General features: G+C 47.8%; 18 protein-coding genes. 1 reads left to right on the top strand and 17 read right to left on the bottom strand.

Annotation, left to right across the window (positions count from 1 at the left end):
• Nucleotides 1-162: 162 nt before the first annotated feature.
• The 7 genes from DHX103_RS15940 to DHX103_RS15910 all read right to left on the bottom strand — a co-directional run bounded on the left by DHX103_RS15940 (nt 163) and on the right by DHX103_RS15910 (nt 8,925).
• Complete coding sequence (locus DHX103_RS15940; protein WP_422123195.1) at nt 163-1,146, bottom strand: alpha-ketoacid dehydrogenase subunit beta; 984 nt, start codon at nt 1,144-1,146, stop codon at nt 163-165.
• Nucleotides 1,146-2,150: a thiamine pyrophosphate-dependent dehydrogenase E1 component subunit alpha gene (locus DHX103_RS15935; protein WP_422123194.1), complete on the bottom strand. Its 1,005-nt coding sequence runs from the start codon at nt 2,148-2,150 to the stop codon at nt 1,146-1,148. The genes DHX103_RS15940 and DHX103_RS15935 overlap by 1 nt, the downstream gene beginning before the upstream one ends.
• A gap of 15 nt (nt 2,151-2,165) precedes the next feature.
• On the bottom strand, nt 2,166-3,593 hold the full coding sequence (lpdA, locus tag DHX103_RS15930; RefSeq protein ID WP_422123193.1) for a dihydrolipoyl dehydrogenase: 1,428 nt from the start codon (nt 3,591-3,593) through the stop codon (nt 2,166-2,168).
• Between the two features lie 27 nt (nt 3,594-3,620).
• On the bottom strand, nt 3,621-4,697 hold the full coding sequence (gene buk / locus DHX103_RS15925) for a butyrate kinase (protein WP_422123192.1): 1,077 nt from the start codon (nt 4,695-4,697) through the stop codon (nt 3,621-3,623).
• Between the two features lie 20 nt (nt 4,698-4,717).
• A complete protein-coding gene (locus DHX103_RS15920) occupies nt 4,718-5,812 on the bottom strand; it encodes a Leu/Phe/Val dehydrogenase (RefSeq protein ID WP_422123191.1) in 1,095 nt (364 codons plus the stop codon).
• Nucleotides 5,813-5,833: 21 nt separating this feature from the next.
• Entirely contained in the window at nt 5,834-6,748 is a 915-nt protein-coding gene (gene yqiS / locus DHX103_RS15915) for a phosphate butyryltransferase (RefSeq protein WP_422123190.1), read from the bottom strand.
• Between the two features lie 131 nt (nt 6,749-6,879).
• A complete protein-coding gene (locus DHX103_RS15910) occupies nt 6,880-8,925 on the bottom strand; it encodes a sigma 54-interacting transcriptional regulator (RefSeq protein WP_422123189.1) in 2,046 nt (681 codons plus the stop codon).
• Nucleotides 8,926-9,047: 122 nt separating this feature from the next.
• Here DHX103_RS15910 and DHX103_RS15905 point away from each other — a divergent pair, with 122 nt between their 5' ends.
• Nucleotides 9,048-9,281 (top strand): DUF2627 domain-containing protein, encoded by a 234-nt coding sequence (locus tag DHX103_RS15905; protein WP_422123188.1) that lies wholly within the window; start codon nt 9,048-9,050, stop codon nt 9,279-9,281.
• Between the two features lie 340 nt (nt 9,282-9,621).
• On the opposite strand, the gene DHX103_RS15900 is transcribed toward DHX103_RS15905, so the two are convergent.
• The 10 genes from DHX103_RS15900 to folD all read right to left on the bottom strand — a co-directional run bounded on the left by DHX103_RS15900 (nt 9,622) and on the right by folD (nt 19,800).
• Entirely contained in the window at nt 9,622-10,338 is a 717-nt protein-coding gene (locus tag DHX103_RS15900; protein WP_422123187.1) for a glycerophosphodiester phosphodiesterase, read from the bottom strand.
• Between the two features lie 173 nt (nt 10,339-10,511).
• The gene (spo0A, locus tag DHX103_RS15895; RefSeq protein WP_422123186.1) at nt 10,512-11,270 is read right to left on the bottom strand and encodes a sporulation transcription factor Spo0A; all 759 of its coding nucleotides are present in this window, start codon (nt 11,268-11,270) and stop codon (nt 10,512-10,514) included.
• A gap of 35 nt (nt 11,271-11,305) precedes the next feature.
• Nucleotides 11,306-13,003: a DNA repair protein RecN gene (gene recN, locus DHX103_RS15890; RefSeq protein WP_422123185.1), complete on the bottom strand. Its 1,698-nt coding sequence runs from the start codon at nt 13,001-13,003 to the stop codon at nt 11,306-11,308.
• A 17-nt stretch (nt 13,004-13,020) separates the two neighbouring features.
• Nucleotides 13,021-13,470, bottom strand: coding sequence for a transcriptional regulator AhrC/ArgR (gene ahrC, locus DHX103_RS15885; RefSeq protein WP_422123184.1), 450 nt, complete (start codon nt 13,468-13,470; stop codon nt 13,021-13,023).
• Between the two features lie 103 nt (nt 13,471-13,573).
• Complete coding sequence (locus DHX103_RS15880) at nt 13,574-14,395, bottom strand: TlyA family RNA methyltransferase (RefSeq protein WP_422123183.1); 822 nt, start codon at nt 14,393-14,395, stop codon at nt 13,574-13,576.
• Nucleotides 14,392-16,296, bottom strand: coding sequence for a 1-deoxy-D-xylulose-5-phosphate synthase (gene dxs, locus DHX103_RS15875; RefSeq protein WP_422123182.1), 1,905 nt, complete (start codon nt 16,294-16,296; stop codon nt 14,392-14,394). The genes DHX103_RS15880 and dxs overlap by 4 nt, the downstream gene beginning before the upstream one ends.
• 93 nt (nt 16,297-16,389) lie before the next feature.
• Nucleotides 16,390-17,268: a polyprenyl synthetase family protein gene (locus tag DHX103_RS15870; protein WP_422123181.1), complete on the bottom strand. Its 879-nt coding sequence runs from the start codon at nt 17,266-17,268 to the stop codon at nt 16,390-16,392.
• A complete protein-coding gene (locus DHX103_RS15865) occupies nt 17,265-17,501 on the bottom strand; it encodes an exodeoxyribonuclease VII small subunit (protein ID WP_422123180.1) in 237 nt (78 codons plus the stop codon). Before DHX103_RS15865 ends, DHX103_RS15870 begins: the two co-directional genes overlap by 4 nt.
• On the bottom strand, nt 17,494-18,855 hold the full coding sequence (gene xseA, locus DHX103_RS15860) for an exodeoxyribonuclease VII large subunit (RefSeq protein ID WP_422123179.1): 1,362 nt from the start codon (nt 18,853-18,855) through the stop codon (nt 17,494-17,496). The genes DHX103_RS15865 and xseA overlap by 8 nt, the downstream gene beginning before the upstream one ends.
• 84 nt (nt 18,856-18,939) lie before the next feature.
• Nucleotides 18,940-19,800, bottom strand: a complete 861-nt coding sequence (gene folD / locus DHX103_RS15855) for a bifunctional methylenetetrahydrofolate dehydrogenase/methenyltetrahydrofolate cyclohydrolase FolD (RefSeq protein ID WP_422123178.1) — start codon at nt 19,798-19,800, stop codon at nt 18,940-18,942.
• Nucleotides 19,801-19,810 lie beyond the last annotated feature (10 nt).

Genomic DNA, 19,810 nt, shown 5'->3' with positions numbered 1-19,810 from the left:
GAAATGGCGTTGGAAAGCCAACTCCATTTCTGCTCCCCATGGCGTCTTCGCTGTTTTGCTCCATATCTTTAGAGATTTCTCTCAGCAAAGGCTTGTCCATAGTGCCGAAGCGGCATAATTACACTAGTTCTTTACTTCAACCTATATATTTAGAAATTCTTTTTAATATTCCGCTAGCTCACGCATCGCTTTTTCTACTTTGTCCGGGTTGATCATGAAGAATTTCTCCATTGTCGGCGCATATGGCATTGCCGGAATATCCGGTCCAGCAAGTCGCTGAATCGGTGCATCAAGGTCGAACAGGCAGTTTTCAGCAATGATTGCCGCTACTTCCCCGATGATGCTGCCTTCTTTATTGTCTTCGGTTACAAGCAGAACTTTACCGGTTTTCTTGGCAGCTTCGATGATTCCTTCTTTATCCAATGGATAAATGGTGCGAAGGTCCAGGATGTGTGCCGAATAGCCGTCTTCTGCAAGACGTTCTGCAGCCTGCAATGCAAAATGAACTGCGAGGCCGTAAGTGATGACGGTGATATCTTCACCTTCACGTTTGACATCCGCTTTGCCGATTTCAATCGTGTAATCCTCTTCAGGCACTTCGCCTTTGATCAGACGGTAAGCACGTTTATGCTCAAAAAACATAACCGGATCGTCATCACGGATTGCCGCTTTCAAAAGGCCTTTTGCGTCGTATGGTGTCGATGGAATAACGATTTTCAGTCCCGGCTGGTTCGCGAATATCGCTTCCACGGATTGCGAATGGTAAAGTGCGCCGTGAACGCCGCCGCCGAATGGAGCACGGAAAACGATTGGGCAAGACCAGTCGTTATTCGAACGGTAACGGATGCGTGAAGCTTCCGAAATGATCTGGTTAACGGCAGGCATGATGAAGTCAGCGAATTGCATTTCAGCAATCGGACGTAAACCGTACATCGCTGCACCAATTCCGACACCGGCAATGGCCGATTCCGCAAGGGGCGTATCGAGTACGCGGTCTTCTCCAAACTGGTCGTAAAGTCCGGCAGTCGCTTTAAAAACGCCGCCTTTTTTACCGACATCTTCTCCGAGAACGAACACGTTGTCGTCACGTTCCATCTCTTCTTTCATGGCGAGCGTTATGGCGTCAATATAATTCATTACTGCCATTATTCGTTCCCTCCTTTTTCTGCATATACATATTTCAATGCATCTTCAGGGGCTGCATACGGTGCATTTTCCGCATAATCAGTTGCTTCGTTTACTATCACCATGATGCGGTCGTTGATTTCTTTTTCAAGGTCGTCATTTAAAATATTGTTTTCTTTCAGGTAAGCACCAAAAAGAAGGATGGGATCTTTTTCTTTTTGCGCAGCGAGTTCATCTGCAGAGCGGTATTGTCTGTGGTCGTCATCTGACGAATGGGCAGTCATGCGCTCTGATACTGTTTCGATCAGGCTAGGCCCTTCCCCACGGCGAGCGCGGTCAGCCGCTTGTTTGACATGCTTGTAAACTTCGATCGGGTCATTGCCATCGATCGTTACGCCCGGCATACCGTAACCAATTGCGCGGTCCGAAACATTTTCAGCGGCAACCTGGCGGTCATATGGCACCGAAATGGCGTATTTATTGTTTTCTACCATAATGATGACCGGCAATTTGTGGACGCCGGCAAAGTTCATGCCTTCGTGGAAATCTCCCTGGTTGGATGAACCTTCACCCAGTGTGGTGAACGTGATGAAGTCTTTTTTCTTCATTTTTCCGGCCAAAGCAACCCCTACTGCATGCGGAAGTTGCGTTGTCACAGGTGAAGAACCGGTAATGATACGGTTTTTCTTCTGCCCGAAATGACCAGGCATCTGGCGGCCGCCTGAGTTTGGATCTTCCGCTTTGGCAAAGGCCGACAGCATCAAATCTTTTGGCGTCATGCCGAAATGCAGGACAACCCCCATATCGCGGTAATAAGGTGCAATATAATCTTTTTCGTTATCGAGAGCGAAAGCAGCGCCTACTTGCGCCGCTTCCTGCCCCTGGCACGAAATTACGAACGGAATTTTACCTGCGCGGTTCAGGAGCCACATGCGCTCATCGACGCGGCGGGCCATAAGCATCGTTTCATAGATTTTCAGTACGTCGTCATTCGACAAGCCGATTTCTTCGTGTTTTGCTGACATTCAATAATTCCTCCCTTAACTGTGGATTGCTTTGCCGTCAACGGCAAGAGCAGCTTCACCCATGACTTCAGACAATGTCGGGTGAGGATGGATCGTTTCTGCAATTTCCCAAGGAGTTGCATCAAGGACCATTGCCAAACCTGCCTCAGAAATCATATCTGTCACATGCGGTCCGATCATATGGACGCCGAGGACATCATTAGTTTCTTTATCAGCGATGATTTTGACAAATCCGTCGCTTTCACCGTACACAAGCGCTTTGCCGATGGCTTTGAAAGAGAATTTGCCGACTTTGACGTCGTGCCCTTTTTCTTTCGCCTGTTCTTCGGTAATCCCAACGCTTGCCGCTTCCGGATTTGAGTAAACGCATTTGGAAATATGGTCATAATTAATGGCGTGCGGATTGTTTCCTTTGATATGCTCAACAGCTGTGATTCCTTCGTGGGAAGCTACATGTGCCAATTGAAGCCCGCCGATCACATCGCCAATGGCGTAAATATGCGATTCTTTGGTCTGGAATGTCTTTTTCACTTGGATAAACCCTTTATCGATGATGATATCCGTGTTTTCAATGCCGATATTTCCGACATTTGCCTGTCGTCCTACAGATACAAGCATCTTTTCAGCCGAGAAGCTCTGGTTTTCACCATTGATTTCCGCCTGGATTGTCACGCCGTTATCGCCTTTTTCGAGCGTTTCAGCGATTACTTTCGCGCCAGTAACAAAGTTGACGCCTTTTTTCTTCAATAATTTCTGCATTTCTTTCGAAACGTCTTTGTCTTCTGTCGGGATGATGCGGTCAGCATACTCGATAACGGTAATTTCCACACCGAAATCGTTCAGCATGGAAGCCCACTCGATGCCAATGACACCGCCGCCGACAATCAGCATGGATTTCGGCAATTCCGTAATTTGGAGCAGTTCATCTGAGGTCATAACGAATTCTCCATCTATTTCAAGGCCTGGCAGGCTTCTTGGGCGGGATCCTGTTGCGATGATGACGTTATGCGGAATCAGCATCTCGTTTTCTTCACCGTTGTTCATTTCCACTGAAATCGTACCTGGGTTCGGAGAGAAAATAGAAGGGCCGAGAATACGGCCAAGGCCTTCATAGACATCGATCTTCCCTTTTTTCATCAACCCTTGGACACCGGCATGCAGCTGGTCGACAATCCCTTGTTTGCGCTGTTGCACGCGTGAAAAGTCAAGGCTTACGTCACCTGTCTGCACACCGAAATCAGCTGCATGGTTTTTGGTTGTCGAGTAAACTTCTGCACTTCTCAGCAATGCTTTACTGGGTATGCATCCTCTATGGAGGCAAGTTCCGCCCAAATCGCCTTTTTCAACAATTGCAGTTTTCAAGCCAAGCTGCGCTGAACGTATAGCGGCAACATAACCGCCGGTTCCGCCGCCAAGGATGACTACATCATAATTCTGAGCCATGTAAACGTCCTCCTTCTATTATAAAGCTTAATAATTTTTCGCTGTTTCTTCACCATTCAATACCCGGACTGCACCTTCGGCAAGCGCCTGCAATTCATTTTCGCCGGGATGGACCGCCACGTCAGCGATCCAGCTGATGCGGTCAGAAATCGCTTTGACGAATCCTTTTCCGTAGGCGAGTCCGCCGGTAAGAATAATCGCATCGACTTTGCCTTCGAGGACGGCACTCGCCGCTCCAATTTCTTTGGCAACCTGATAAGCCATGGCATCGTACACCATTTCCGCCTGTTGATCGCCTTTTTGAATTCGCTTCTCGACAATTACGGCATCGTTGGTACCCAAATAACTGACGAGTCCGCCTTGGCCAACAAGCCGCTTCATGATCTCATGCCGGTAATACTGGCCGGAAAAGCATAATTCCACGAGATCGCCTGCCGGTACGGTACCTGCCCGTTCCGGACTGAACGGCCCGTCGCCATGAAGTCCGTTATTGACCTCGACCACACGCCCTTCTTTATGGACACCTACTGTAATGCCGCCGCCCATATGCGTGACGATCAGACGCAGGTCTTCATAACGTTTGCCTTTTTCTTTGGCATATCGTCTGGCAACGGCTTTCTGATTCAGCGCATGGAAGATTGATTTTCGTTCAATTAAGGAAAAGCCGGAAATTCGGGCAATCGGGTCCAATTCGTCCACCACTACCGGATCCACGATAAACGCGGGAATATTCAAGCCTTCGGCAATTTCGTTGGCAATAATGCCGCCAAGGTTTGACGCGTGCTGTCCGGAAACTCCTTTTCGGAGATCCTTGAGCATCGCTTCATTGACGGAATAAGTTCCGCCTTCGATCGGCCGGAGCAATCCGCCCCTTCCGCATATAGCGGAAAGTTTGGAAACGTTCATGCCTTCTTCATCCAGGGATTCCAAAATAGTCTGTTTTCGAAAAGCATATTGGTCGATGATCGTTGGAAAGTCATTGATCGCTTCAGATGAATGGCGGATCGTTTTTTCCATGATCAGAATATCATTGTCAAAAACACCAATTTTTGTTGAGGTAGAGCCGGGGTTGATGACCAATACACGATAGGACTGTTCCTGCAAAGCGATCCCTCCATTTCAAATTAGCGTCTGCTGATAATATTGTGTTCGTTGCGAAGGAACTGGCTGCGTGATCTGCGGACGCGTTCAATACGCTCTTCTGCCATGCGGTCTGCAGCCTGGTAGCTCGGAATTCCGTCACGTTTTGAAATTGCAAAAATACGGCTGATGCTGTCGTAGATGGTTTCAACGCGTTTCATCGCACGTTCGTTATTGTAGCCGTACAATTCATCTGCAACGTTGATGACGCCGCCTGAGTTGATGACGAAGTCAGGAGCATAAACGATGCCGCGAGCTTCCAACTCATCACCGTGGCGTTCTTCTTTCAGCTGGTTATTGGCTGAGCCCGCAACTGCTTTGACTTTCAATTGTGGAATCGTATCGTCGTTGATGATTGCGCCCATCGCACATGGAGCAAAAATGTCTGCTTCCTGTGAATAGATATCATTCGGTTCTACTGCTACTGCCCCGAAGTCATTTACTGCACGGTCAACTGCTTCTTTATTAATATCAGTCACAATCAGTTTTGCGCCTTCTTTGTGCAGGTATTCGCACAATGTATAAGCCACGTTTCCTACGCCTTGAACCGAGATCGTTTTGCCTTCCAGCGAATCGTCCCCGAAAGCTTCAAGCGCTGCTGCTTTTATACCGATGTAGCAGCCGTAAGCTGTTACTGGAGATGGGTTGCCTGAAGAACCGAAAGCCGGAGAAATCCCCGTTACAAAATCAGTTTCTTCGTGGATCAGATCCATGTCAGCTACAGTTGTTCCAACATCCTCAGCTGTAATATAGCGTCCATTCAATCCTTGGATGAAACGTCCGAAAGCACGGAACATTTCTTCGTTCTTATCTTTAAGCGGGTCGCCGATGATGACTGTTTTCCCGCCACCAAGGTTTAGGCCGGCTGCAGCGTTTTTATAAGTCATACCGCGTCCAAGGCGGATTGCATCTTCGATTGCTTCTTCTTCTGTATCATAATTCCACATGCGCGTCCCACCAAGGGCTGGCCCCAAAGTAGTGTCATGGATACAGATGATTGCTTTCAATCCGGAATTTTTATCCTGGCAAAATACCAATTGCTCGTAATCGTGTTCTTCCATTTTGTCGAAAATTTTCATTATAAATTCCTCCTAAAGTTTTTATTGAATGGCGGATGTTTTGATTGCCAATGCGAGTGAAAAGAGTTTGCTTTCGGCACTGTCTGCGCGCGAAGTCAAGACGATTGGCGCTTTTGCCCCGGCTATGATGCCGCCGACTTTCGCATTTGCGAAATAGACCAGTGATTTATACAGGATGTTTCCGGCTTCGATATTCGGCACCAGCAGAATATCCGCTTTGCCTGCCGTAGCACCGGTTATGCCTTTATGTTCTGCCGCAGTGGGCGAGATGGCATTATCGAGCGCCAAAGGGCCATCGACGATACAATCGGTAATCTGCCCCCGGCGGTTCATTGCTGCAAGCGCAGCAGAATCCAAAGTGGCCTGCATTGCCGGGTTGATGACTTCCACTGCTGCGAGTGGCGCAACAACCGGTGTTTCAACACCAACAGCTCGAGCGGTTTGGACCGCATTTCGGATTATTTGAGCTTTTTGCATCAAGTCGGGTTCGATATTCATGCCGGCATCTGTAATGAAGATGAGCCGGTCATAGCCCTCAATTTCAAATGCAGCGACATGGGACAGGATATTGCCTGTCCGCAGTCCGAAATCCTCATTTAAAACCGCTTTCATTAAAACCGCGGTTGGGATATGGCCTTTCATCAGCACATTTGAATCCTTGACGAAAACACTCTTGACGGCAGCAGTTGCTGCCTGAGCCGCACCTTTGACATGAATCAGTTTGACTTTCGGATGATTCAGTAGATGCGGGTAATGGGCACGGATCATTTGTTTTAATTTTGCTTCATCATCAAAAAGGTTGAAACTTGCGATGTTGTGGGTTATCGCCATGTTGACTGCTTCCAATACTTCGAGGTCGGCAGCCGCAGCGACAGCCACATCATTGAGTTGTGTTTCCAACGAGATCTGTTCAACAATTTCATTTAATGTGGTCATTTAGTTCACCTCATTCATTCTTAATTAAAACAGAAAAAACCTTGTAATATAAGGGATGTAAGCGTTTTATCGGGTGAAATCAGCTGTTCTTATTGCAAATTATTGCAAAACCGTGCAAATAGCTGCAAAAATCACGTCAACCCGAATTTTTCCAGCTTATAATACAAGGTGCGCAAGGAAACATCCAGCGATTTTGCCGTTTTGGATTTATTGCCTTTGTTGTGTTCCAGCGCCCGCTGCAGAATCCCTCTTTCCACGGTGTCCAACTGCTCCTGCAAGGGGCTGCCCCCTTCGATCGCCACTTCATTTTTCACTTCTGCCGTTTTGATCATATTGAGGGGGATATTCTTTTCCGTCAGCACCTTCTCATTGATATTCATAAAGATCATGGACCGGCTGATGACATTTTCAAGTTCCCGGACATTTCCCGGCCAATCATAAAGACGCAGCAACTGAAGCGCTTTGTCGGTGACCGTTTCAATGTTCCGGCCATATTCCTGATTCAGTTTCGCCAGCAGCCTGTCCACGATTCGGGGAATATCCTGCTTTCGACTCCGGAGCGGCGGAATGAGAATCGGCATCCTGTTCAGGCGATAATAAAGATCTTCCCGGAATGTGCCTTCAAGCAGCGCCTTTTCCATATTGGCATTTGTTGATGCAATGACGCGGACATTAACCGGCAACGCTTTTGTGCCGCCGATGCGAAGGCTTTCGTGTTCCTGAAGAACCCGGAGCAGCTTACTTTGAATGCCTGACGACAATTCACCGATTTCATCAATGAAGATACTGCCGTTGTTCGCCTCTTCCAGCAGCCCTTTTCTTTCACCGCTTTTGACACCCGGCAGCGCTCCTTCTTCATAGCCGAAAAGCTCGCTTTCAAGCAATTCCTCTGATAACGCAGCACAATTGACACGAACAAATTTATTGAATTTACGGTCGCTCGCACTATGAATGGCGTGCGCGAATAATTCTTTCCCGGTCCCGGACTCACCGCGCAGCAACACGGTCACCGGCGTTTGTGCTGCCAGTTTTGCCTGCTGCAATGATAATTGCATTTCCGGTGACAGTCCGATGATGTCATCAAACGTGTATTTGGATTCCAGCGTCCGAATAATGCTGCGGGCCCGGTCCAACTCTTTCATGAGTGAACGGATCTCGGTTGTATCGTGTATGACGCCGACACTGCCTTTCAGAATATTGTCCACAATAATCGGCGCCACATTGACAATCACTTCGCGGTTTGCCGGCCCGACTTTGAGATTGACCCCGCGAACCGGTTTCCTTGTCTGCAACGCTTTTAAATGCATGCTTTCCCCTTCGGAAATATCCGCCGATGCCGGCTGCCCGATCACATCCTCCACCTGAAGCCCGGTAATACGGGTGTAAGCGGGATTAACCATCAAGCCATAGCCGTTTTCGTCCACAACGGAAATTGCATCGTCGCTGGATTGGATAATGGCCTGGAGCATCGTCTGAATTTCTTTTAGATCCGTAATCTCCTCTGCCAATGATACGACTTCCGTGATATCTTTAAAAACCGCAAACGCTCCGATGATGTCCCCGTTTTCATCAATCATGGGAAATCGGGAAGTGACAATCTTCAAGCCGTTTTTTAATTGCAGCTCTTTATTCAATTCGGTTCTGCCTGTTTCGTAGGTCCTGGGCAATTCACTGGTCGATATCAATTCCAGGATATGCTTTCCGATGGCTTCCTGCGCATCCTGTTCCACCATCCTTGATGCGGAACGGTTCATGAAAATGATCCGACTGTTCTGATCAATCCCAATCATGCCTTCTTCTATTGAATTGAATATGATATTCTGTTTATGGCTTTCGCCGCCGAGTTTTTTGAGAAAGTGTTCCTTCTCATCAACCAGCTTAACAAGCGAATTGGCAAGACTGCCCGGAACAATTTCGGTTGCCACAGAAAAGTATGCCTCCAATTGCTTCTGCACCTTATCGCTGCCGGAAACATTCATCACAATATCGAATTCGTTCGGCTTGAATTCAAAATGATTCTCTTTGACCGGGATCTTCAGCTTCCGCGCCATTTCCAATGCCGGTGCCTGGGGATCTATATCGACAATCCCCGCCAGTGTCAGGTATTCAGAGTCACCAAGCATATTCAGTAAAGCCACGCCACCAGCGCCGCCGCCAATGATCAACACTTTTTGCAAGATTCTTCAAACTCCTTTATTTGCTGTGCAATGATTTGCAATCTCATTTAAGGGTACATCAGGTTCGAATTCTTGACAACTTTCACCGATATCGGAACAATAGATGAAGAAGGAGTGGAAACATGGGACGTTTAATTGCATTCATTATTCTTTTAATCCCCGGCATACTCGCCGCTTATGGCATAAAATTAATGAGGGATTCCGTATTCAGTAAATTGCTGGAACCTTACCCGGTTCTTTGGCTTCAATTTTCACTGGGCTTGCTTTTTACCGTTCTCGGCATCGGCTTTTTTGCCGGCTTCCTGCTTAACCGCGACCGCAAAAAAGGGACGGTATCCAAGAGGTTTCAAAAATAAAAAAAAAAAAACGAAAGCTGGAGTCTATATATTGATTTAAAGAATTAGCTTAAATTTAACGCTGCGGCGCTATGGACAGTGCAACGATTATGCTCCTGCCCAGGCACGTCGCAAAGCAAGCACGCCTATGCTGAGAGAAGTCTCTAGAGATATGGAGCAAAAAAGGCGATGCTTGGAGCATAAGGGTTAATTAAGCATGCTCCTGCATCGCTTCGCTGCTTCGTCGCAAAGACTTGACCTCGCAAGCTTCGGCCAAGGTCTTAGCAAGCTGTTTTGCGGAATATCGGTTATTATAGGTTTATTAGTTCAACATATATAGACAAATAAAAATGCGTCCTCCTTATTCAAGGGGACGCATTTTCTTTATTCTGGCAGGATGGTCTGTGATGATCCCGCAAATGATTGGCGACAATTGTTTTAAGACCCGTTCGGTACCCGCTATGCCATAAACCCTAACCTTTTTCCCCAAACCTTTCAAGTCGGTGAGCAGCTCTTGGGAATAGAGGCGTTTATGAAGATGGATGCTGTCGATCCAGTGCATCTCGGTGACAGACGCTAAAGATGCGTTCCGCTTGACCACCAGAGCGGTTTCGATTTCCGGTTTCAATCCCTTCATCTTTTTCAATAATTCAGGATTGAAAGAGGACAGATGGATATTTCCCATCCCTTCAAGCATCGCCGCCAAAGTTTCAGGACCTTCTGCATGCATCGCGAACGATTCTTTCATCTCGATATTAAGCGGGATCGACCGTTCCCGGGCCCAGTGGAACACTTCATAGGCAAGCGGTATGCGCTCGGTTGACAGCTTCCGCCTGCCTCTTTTGCCAATAGTCGTATCTTTTATTTTATCATAATTGACTTCTGCTATATTCAGGTTTTTACCGCTCAGGCGTTTCAGATTGTCATCATGAAAAACAAGGATTACACCATCTTTGGTAATCTGAACATCCAGTTCAATGCCGACATCCAGTTCGCAGGCTCTTCGAAAAGCGGCCCAAGTATTTTCAAGCGCGTATGCAGAAGCTCCCCGATGACTGTAAATTGCCGGATTGTCCATTCTAACCACACTTTCTCATAAAAAATTTTATTGTCTGCTGTTAACTTCCATTCGGTTAATATTCTATCACGGCTATAGGGAATGTACAGTAAGACGAACAGAAAAGCGTCGCTGCAGAATTCATCATTTCTGTAGCGACGCTTTTATAGGTAGGGCCCTATTGTCATTTTCGGTTAGACATCATCAGGTTTGTCATTCCCCACATTTTTACTGACAGTATTATACAGCATGGCAATAAATTCCGAATTTGATGGTCGGCTTCGCAAATGGTCTTCACTGTAACCGAAAGTCTGGGCAATCAGCTTTACATCGCCGCGGTTCCAGACCAATTCAATCGCATGCCGGATGGAACGTTCGACGCGAGTAGAAGTCGTGTCAAACTTTGCAGCAATTCCGGGATACAGTGATTTCGTTACTTTTTGGAGCACAGTCGGATCTTCCAAGACCAGATGGACCGCTTCCTTCAAATAAATGTAGCCGTTAATGTGAGGGGGAATTCCGATTTCTTTGATGACAGAAGTAATCGGATCATCCTTGACTTCAGGCTCGCTCAATTGTTCTTCCATGATATGTTCGATTTGCCGCGCCAGCCGGTCAAGCTCGAAAGGTTTCATGATGAAATAGGAAGCGCCATTTTTGGCAGCCTGGCTCATCAGGGTATCCTGTCCGAATGCCGACAGCATGATGACCCGCAGCTCTTCCAGACCCTCTTCTTTTTTTATGGCATCCAGTACACCTATGCCGTCCAAAAAAGGCATGATGTTATCCAGCAGAAGGATATCAATTTTTTGCTCTCTCAGTAAATCGATGCATTCCCGACCGTTATGAGCTACTGCCACAACTTCCATATTCGGCTGCAAATTGAGGTATTCTTCCATCATATCAGCCAATTGTCGATTATCATCGGCGATTGCGATCGTTATCTTTTCCATTATATCTCTTCCTCCTGTAACTGCCCGGTGGAGTTTTATCTCATCGCCAGTTTCCTGTCTTTCGCCAGCTTCAGCAGTTCATCTGCATGTTGCAATGTCAGATCTGTGATTTCAGCTCCCGACAGCATCCGGCTCATCTCTTCTGTGCGCTCGCGGCCGTCCAATTCATGGACTGCCGTGATTGTGCGTTTTTTCTCGATCCGCTTTTCAATGAAGAGATGCTGATCGGCCATTGCCGCCACCTGCGGCAGATGGGAGATGCAAAGCACCTGGGAATGCACGGAAATGGCTGCGATCTTCTCAGCAATCGCCTGTGCCACACGACCGCTGACTCCCGTATCCACTTCATCAAAAATAATGGAGGTGATGCCCTGGTGTTTCGAGAAAATGGTCTTTAATGCCAGCATCATGCGTGACAACTCGCCGCCAGAAGCCACTTTCGTCAGTGGTTTTAACGGCTCGCCCATATTCGTCGAAATATGGAACGCAATCGCATCCCCGCCGTTGCGGTCGAATCTCCCTTGCGCAATCGGTTCAAATACAACTTCAAACGCCGCCTTGCCCATATGCAATTCACGCAGCTGTTCCATAATATCTTTGCTCAGGCGCACCGCCGCTTTTTTCCGCAGCAATGTCAGCTCTTCTGCTTCAACTTTCAGATCTTCTGTCAGTTCCTTCAATTTCTGTTGATCCAATTGCAGCCGCTTGTCGCGGTTCAGCAATTTATCCAGTTCATCTGTCTGCGTTTCATGATAGAGGAGGATATCTTCCACAGATGCCCCGTATTTTCTTTTCAAGGTCTGGATGGTCGCCAGACGCTGCTCGATTTCATTGAGCCTCGACGGGTCGAATTCCATTGCATCCAGCATCCGCTTGATCTCGGTTGCCGTGTCCTGTAATTGATAAAACGCACTGTTGACCATTTCAGAATGGCTTTCGTAGGTTTCATCCACCGACGCGGCATGTTCCAGCTCTGACATCGCAGAACCCACCCAATCCAGTCCCTTTGACTCCCCTTGAATGGCTTCATGGGCAGTTGACACCGATTCATAGATTTTATTGAAATTCTGGAGTTTTTTTCGCTCCAGTGACAATTCTTCCTCTTCACCGGCAATCAGGTCAGCCGCATCAATTTCCCGCAGCTGAAAGGTCAGCAGATCGATGCGCTGTGCGATTTGCTGTTCGTTTTCATTATACGAAGCAAAATCGCGTTTCAGCTTGGTAAATTTCTCGTAACTATGCGAATAACTGGCTTTCGCTTTGGATAAGCTCTTACCGGCATACTGGTCCAATAAATGAAGATGGCGTTTTTCATCCATCAATTCCTGGGTTTCATGCTGGCCATGAATATCGATCAACGCCCCGCCAATTTCCCGCAGAATTGAAATCGTGACAAGCTTGCCGTTAATGCGGCAGACATTTTTCCCTTTATCATTCAGTTCGCGGCGCAGCAGGACATCACCGTCAGCCCCATCGATTCCCAATTCCTCCATCTTACGGAATACGGGATGTTTAGCGTCTTCAATCGAAAAAAGCCCTTCTATCTCAGCTTTGCTTGCGCCATGCCGGATGAATTCCTGGCTTCCTCTGCCGCCAGCCAATAAGTTTACTGCGTCGATGATGATCGACTTGCCTGCCCCGGTCTCCCCCGTCAAAACGGTCAGCCCTTCAGTAAAACTGACAGTGAGATTATCTATAATAGCAAAATTCCGAATATCCAATTCACGAAGCATCCCAATTCACCTCTTCATCAAAGCATTTCAATAAGTCGCTGTCTCAATATATCCCGGTGTTTAGTGTCTCTGCAGATGATGAGGCACGTATCATCACCGCATATCGTTCCCAGAATTTCCGGCCAATCCAGATGATCAATCAATGAGCCGATTGCATGGGCATTGCCCGGCAGGGTTTTCATCACCAGAAAATGGCTTGCCCCATCGATGCTGACAAACGCGTCCGTAAGCGCCCGGTGCAATTTCTGCATGGGATTAAAACGCTGGTCCGCCGGCAAACTGTATTTATAACGGCCGTCCTGCAAAGGCACTTTCACAAGATGCAATTCTTTGATATCTCTTGAAACCGTGGCTTGGGTCACTTCATAACCCGCAGCTTTCAACAAGTCTACCAGTTCATCCTGTGTTTCGATTTCACGGTTGGAGATAAGGTCACGGATTTTAATATGGCGTTGCCCTTTATTCATAATGCTCCCCCTGAATGAATAATTATTCTAATTCCTTTATATCGTACCTTTAATTGTCCTCGAAAACAAGAAAACACATGCCCAGGTGGGATGTGTTTTCCTGTCATAGAATTTCGTGTGCAAGCTTGACTGTCTGTTCTGCCAAAGTATCGGAAATGGGTTCAGGGGTTTCATTTTCAAGAGCCGATTGCAGATGAAACAGGAATTCGATATTTCCTTCCCCGCCGGTAATTGGTGAGAAAGACATATTCCGGATGTGGAATCCAGCGGCAGCGGCAAAGCCGCCGACTTTCTTCAATACATCCAGATGGATTTTGGGATCACGGATGATGCCCTTTTTCCCCACGTTTTCACGGCCCGCTTCAAATTGTGGCTTGACGAGGGCGATTACATCGCCGCCCGGTACCAGAATCGTCTTCAGAACCGGCAGAATAATTTTTAATGAAATAAAACTAACATCTATACTGGAAAATTCCGGAAGCCCTTCGGTGAAATCCTCCGGTTTGGCATGCCGGAAATTCACGCGTTCCATTACAGTGACACGTTCATCCTGGCGAATCTTCCAGGCCAGTTGATTGTACCCGACATCAAGCGCGTAGCAATGCGCTGCGCCGTTCTGCAATGCGCAATCCGTAAAACCGCCAGTGGAGGAACCGATGTCGAGCATCAGCTTGCCTTCAACAGAAAGATCAAATTCAGCCAATGCTTTTTCGAGTTTCAAGCCGCCCCGGCTGACATACTTCAGGTCATTGCCCTTCATTTGCAGCGGCGCATCCGACAGGATCTTTTCGCCGGGTTTGTTCATCCGCTCAGAACCGGAATAAATGATGCCGGCCATGATGGCCCGTTTTGCTTTTTCACGTGTTTCACAAATTCCCCTTTCAACGAGGAGAACATCCACACGCTCTTTTTTTATCTTATTCATAGCGCCTTGGTGCCCGCCTGAGTTTTTTCCGGAACCATTTTTTTCACATTGGCAACCAGCTGATCACTGTTGAGATGAATTTCATCCATCAATTCAGCTACGTCACCATGTTCGATAAATTGATCTGGAATGCCCATGCGGTCGATAACAGCGTTGTGATAGGCATTATTATGCGCAAATTCAAGCACCGCACTGCCGAAGCCGCCTTGCAGAATTGCTTCTTCAAGCGTGATGACTGGAATATTGCGTTCGAATAGGGAATGAAGCATCGCTTCATCCATCGGTTTGATGAACCTGGCGTTGACTACTTCAGCGTTGATCCCTTGTTCCGCAAGCTTTTCAGCAGCATCCATCGCCATCGGTATTGTTGTACCAAAAGTCAGGATCGCGGCGTCAGTGCCCGGTTTCAGGACTTCCCAACTGCCGATCGGCAAGGCTTTCATCTGTTCGTCCATCGGCACGCCGAGTCCGTTGCCGCGCGGATAACGCAACGCAATCGGACCGCCGTTGTAATCGATGGCAGTTTGAACCATATGCTGGCCTTCGTTTTCATCTTTTGGCATCATGACGACCATATTCGGCAAATTGCGCAGGAATGCGACATCGAATACACCCTGATGGGTTTCTCCGTCAGCGCCTACCAGCCCCGAACGGTCGATACCGATAAAGACATTCAGGTTTTGGCGGCAAATATCATGGACCACCTGGTCATAAGCGCGCTGGAGGAAGGTGGAATAAATTGCCAGGAACGGTTTCATATCCTGTGTTGCCAGTCCCGCTGCCATCGTCGTTGCGTGCTGTTCGGCGATGCCTACATCATAAAAGCGTTTCGGAAATTCAGAAGCAAAACCTTCCAATTTTGAACCGACCGGCATCGCTGGCGTAATGGCAACGATGCGTTCATCGGTACGCGCTAATTTACGGACAGAATCCGCTATCAAGCCGCTCCAGGACGGAGCAGTAGAAGATGATTTCACCAAATCGCCAGTGTCAATTTTATAGGGACCGGTACCGTGCCAAGTGCCGATTTTATCTTGCTCGGCCGGCAGGAAGCCTTTGCCTTTTTTCGTGATGACATGAAGAAGCACTGGGCCGCCCACTTTTTTGGCGTATTGAAGATTGTCCTCCAATTCTTCGAGGTCATGGCCATCAATTGGACCGAGGTAAGTAAATCCAAGCTCTTCGAAAAACATACCGGACACGACAAGGTATTTCAGGCTGTCTTTTACGCGTTCAGCTGTAGAGGCAAGTTTGTCACCCACGGCAGGAACTTTTTTCAGCAAATATTCAAGATCGTCTTTGACTTTATTGTATTTGCCGGCAGTCCGCATTCTTCCGAGGACAGAATGCAATGCGCCGACATTCGGTGCGATCGACATTTCGTTGTCGTTGAGGATGACCACCATATCCGTATTGGCGTGGCCAATATGGTTTAATGCTTCAAGAGCCATACCGCCGGTCAACGCACCATCGCCGATAATCGGAATGACATGGTTTTTAGCGCCTTTAATATCGCGGGCGGCCGCCATTCCCATCGCTGCCGACAAGGAAGTGGAGCTGTGCCCGGTTTCCCAGACATCGTGGTCGCTTTCATTGCGTTTCGGGAAACCGCAAAGGCCTTTGAACTGGCGCAATGTATCGAATTGCGAAGCTCTCCCAGTCAGAATTTTGTGGACGTAGGACTGATGCCCAACATCCCAGATCAATTTGTCTGATGGGCTGTCGAATACGCGATGAAGCGCGAGCGTCAATTCGACCACGCCGAGGTTCGGGCCGATATGGCCACCTGTTCTTGATAAATTCTCTATTAAAAATCGTCTGATATCTTCACTTAATTCGACGAGCTGTTCATTGTTCAGCCCTTTTAAGAAAGATGGACTAGTAATCGTATGAAGATCCATTCCATCACACACCTTTTTTAAAAATTTTACCGCTTTTATTTCTCTCTACATTATATCAATTGACAGCGAATGTACAAACCGGAGCATCCAGCATCAGTTTTTTCTTTTGACAATCATAGCAGTCAATTCTTTCAATAAAGCCATTTCGCCGTCCAGGCCGTCAATTGATCGCAGGGCCTCCTGTGCGTGATGATCCAATTTTTCCTTTGCCCGCGGCAGGGTCATGATGCCCGGATACGTGCTTTTTTCACTGGATTCATCCTTGCCGGCCGTTTTGCCCAGTTCTTCCGAAGTGCCGGTGACATCCAAAATATCATCCTGGATCTGGAAGGCAAGTCCCAGATGTTCGCCGAAACGGGTCAATGCCATGATGGTTTCCGGCTTGGCCTGAGCCAATATTGCGCCGGCCAGAATGCTGAAAGTCAGCAGAGCTCCCGTTTTCAATCGGTGGACCTGTTCCAATTCTTCCAAAGCCAGTTTTTTCTCTTCGCCTTCGATATCCAGAATCTGGCCGCCGACCATGCCTTCAGCGCCCGAAGACACACTCATCAGATCAATCAGATGCACTTTGTCATCGTTAGAAACGTTTTCCAGGCGTGCAATGAGCCCGAAGCTATACGTTAAGAGTGCATCTCCCGCCAGGATGGCGACAGCTTCACCGTAAACCTTGTGGTTGGTCGGCATGCCTCTTCTCAAATCATCGTTGTCCATACTCGGCAAATCGTCATGGATCAGCGAATATGTATGAATCATTTCGATTGCCGCCGCTACTTTTAAGGCATCGGGATGGTTCGCCCCGAGTTCGTGCATGACCGCGAGCATCAGAATCGGACGGATTCGTTTGCCGCCTGCCTGAAGCGAATAATTCATGGATTCCTTCAATGAAGCCGGAATCGACAAGACGGCGATCTGAGCATGCAATTCCTGCTGAATGAGCGGTTCATAATGGCTGCGGAATTCCTTCAGCTTCATTTCTCCGTCCCGTCCTTTCCAATGTCGACAGCTGTCTCTTTGCCGTCTTTCATCATCGTCACCAATTGCTCTTCTGCATTCTGCAATTTATCGTGGCACGTTTTCGACAACTCCATGCCTTTCTGGTATAAAGTCAGCGCTTCTTCAAGCGGAACATCCCCTTGCTCCAATTGACGAACGATTTCTTCCAATTGTTGCATCGCATCGTTGAATTTTAATTCTTTTTCAGCCATTTGTATGCTCCCCTTTTGTGTTCGGAATCGTATTTTTGACGGTCGCTTCGACAACACCGTCCTGCATCGTCACTGTTAAAGCGTCACCGGTTTGCACTTGTTGGATGCTTTTAACGACCATGCCGTTTTTATATGGAATGGTATAACCTCTTTCCATAAGTTTCAATGGGCTCAGTGCATCCAGTGTCCGGATGGCAGATGTTAAATTCATTTTATTATTATTCACGATTATGTGGGCGGATTGGTCGAGCCGCTTTTGCAATTGGGCAATATCCGTCTGCGATTGTTTGATTCGCTGAAGCGGTATGCGGTTGGCCAATTGCCGGTCCAGATTCGTGAACCGTTCCCTTGAGCGATTCAAGTGCTGGAAAACTTCCCGCTGCAGCGACTCCCCCGCGCGTTCCACACGCTCGATGAATGGCCGGTATAGACGATCCGGATAAGCAAAAGGCATTGAAGTCGCCAATTTTTTCAACGCTGTTTTGTCCCGTTCCAGCAAATTTGAAATGACGCGGTACATGCCACTTTGCTGATTGATGACTTTATCCAATAAATCTGCCCGGCTTGGCACTGCCAGTTCAGCAGCGGCAGTAGGCGTGGCGGCACGCAAGTCTGACACGAAATCGGCGATGGTGGTATCCGTTTCATGGCCGACAGCAGAAATAATCGGGATCCGCGAATCGAAAATGGCGCGGGCGACCGCTTCTTCATTAAAAGCCCAGAGATCTTCGATCGACCCGCCTCCACGTCCAACGATCATGACATCAAAGTCCGAGTCATTTGCCGCCTGAATGGATTGCACAATGGACCTTGTTGCTTGTTCGCCTTGCACCAAAGTCGGAAAAATGGTGATTTTCGCCATCGGATAGCGGCGGTTCAGGGTGATGATGACGTCTCTTACCGCGGCTCCCGTCGGCGCAGTAACCACCGCTATTTTTTCCGGATATCGTGGCAGCGGTTTTTTATGGGCGGCATTGAAAAAGCCTTCTTTGGAAAGCTTTTCCTTTAATTGTTCAAATGCCAGATAATAATCGCCTATGCCGTCCGGCTGCATCGATTGTGCATAAAGCTGATACTGGCCAGACGCTTCATAAACCGACACGTCTCCGCGAATCAAAACGGTCATACCGCTTTCAGGTTTGAATTTGACCGTGCGCGCACTCGCTGCAAACATCACGGCAGGCAATCGTGCGGCATTGTCCTTTAATGTGAAGTAGATGTGTCCGCTCGTATGGATTTTCACATTCGAAAGTTCCCCTTTTACGTATACATCACGCAAATGAGGATCTGCATCAAACTTCTTTTTTATGTATTTGGTTAATGCTTTAACACTTAAGTATGGGTCGGACGTCAAGTTTTCAGCCCCTATCTGCCATATTAAAAAGCTGTCTTTCTTTCGAAAAACAGCTTTGTTTCTTATTATTTTACATGTTCACAGTCATTTTGTCTTCGGTAATCCTCTTTCAGCGGAAAGCAGCGTGTTTTCCATCAGCATGGCAATGGTCATAGGACCCACTCCACCGGGGACAGGCGTTACATAGGAAGCTTTCTCCAACACATCGTCAAAATCCACATCTCCGCATAATTTGCCATTGTCATCACGGTTCATGCCGACATCGATTATGACAGCACCTGCTTTGATATGCTCTTTCCCGAGAAACTTCGCACGCCCGACAGCGGAAATAAGGATATCCGCCTGGCGGGTGTAATCAGCCAGGCCGACTGTTCGGGAATGGCAATAAGTGACTGTGGCGTCCTTTTGCAGCAGAAGCTGGCCAGCCGGTTTGCCGACGATATTGCTGCGGCCGATGACGACAGCGTGTTTGCCGGCAGGATCAATACCGTATTCTTCCAGCAATTTGATGATGCCGTGCGGTGTGCAAGGCAGGAACCCTTCACGGCCGATCATCATATTGCCGACTGAAATCGGATGGAAACCGTCAACGTCTTTTTCCGGGTCAATCGCCAGAATCACTTTGAACTCATCGATATGAGCAGGAAGCGGCAATTGAACAAGAATGCCATGAATTTCCGGATCTTTGTTCAATCCTTCGATCACTTCCAGCAAGTCGGCTTCTGGCAGCGTCTCCGGAAATTGCAGCAGATCGGAGCGCATGCCGAGTGCTTCACAGGTCTTCTTTTTATTTTTAACATATGTATGGGAAGCCGGATTGTCACCGATCAATACGACTGCCAATCCCGGAATGATTCCTTTTGAAGTTAATGATTGCACACGTCCCGCAATCTGTTCTTTGAGTTTCAGGCTCGTTGCTTTTCCATCGATAATGATTGCTGACAAGTGGATCCCC

Source organism: Planococcus daihaiensis (assembly GCF_049262615.1).
Lineage (GTDB): Bacteria > Bacillota > Bacilli > Bacillales_A > Planococcaceae > Planococcus.
The sequence above is the reverse complement of the archived record's forward strand: the minus strand, read 5'-3'. Positions and strand labels throughout refer to the sequence as shown.